Annotated in this window: 1 protein-coding gene; it reads right to left on the reverse strand. The window is 68.9% G+C overall.

Annotation, left to right across the window (positions count from 1 at the left end):
• Positions 1 to 716, reverse strand: a 716-nt coding sequence (locus JUB13_RS31020) for an ATP-binding protein (protein ID WP_207486129.1), incomplete at both ends; no start/stop codon positions are given.

Genomic DNA, 716 nt, shown 5'->3' on the forward strand with positions numbered 1-716 from the left:
CGTTCGCGCGCCTTCCTGGCCAGCTCCGGGCTGCGCAGCGGGCCCGGCATGACGACGTCGGTGAACATCAGATCGATCGGCACGCCGCTCTCCACGATGGCCAGCGCGCTCTGCGCGTCCTTCGCCTTCAGCACCCTGTAGCCGAGCTCCGAGAGCATCTCGACCACGGTCGCGCGCACGTCCTCGTCGTCCTCGACCACGAGGACCGTTTCCGTGCCGCCGGTCACCGCGCCGGCCTCGAGTTCCGTCGCCACATCCTCGGCCTCGCCCGTGCGCGGCAGGTAGATCCGCACCGTGGTCCCGTGGTTGGGCTCGCTGTAGATTTTGACGTGCCCGCCCGACTGCTTGACGAAGCCGTAGACCATGCTGAGGCCGAGCCCTGTGCCCTGGCCTTCCGGCTTCGTCGTGAAGAACGGCTCGAAGACCCGGGCCAGCACCTCGGGCGTCATGCCGCAACCGGTATCGGTCACCGCCAGCATGACATAGTGCCCGGGCGTCACCTCGGTGTGGCGGGCGGCGTAGTCATCGTCCAGGAAGGCGTTTCCGGCCTCGATGGTCAGGCGGCCGCGCCCGTCCATGGCGTCACGGGCGTTGATCGCGAGGTTGAGCAGCGCGTTCTCGACCTGGGCCGCGTCGACGAAGGTGTTCCATAGGCCGCCGGCGATCATGGTCTCGATCTCGACGGCCTCGCCGAGCGCGCGCCGGAGCATGTCGTC

It is taken from the genome of Arenibaculum pallidiluteum (genome assembly GCF_017355985.1).
GTDB lineage: Bacteria > Pseudomonadota > Alphaproteobacteria > Azospirillales > Azospirillaceae > Arenibaculum > Arenibaculum pallidiluteum.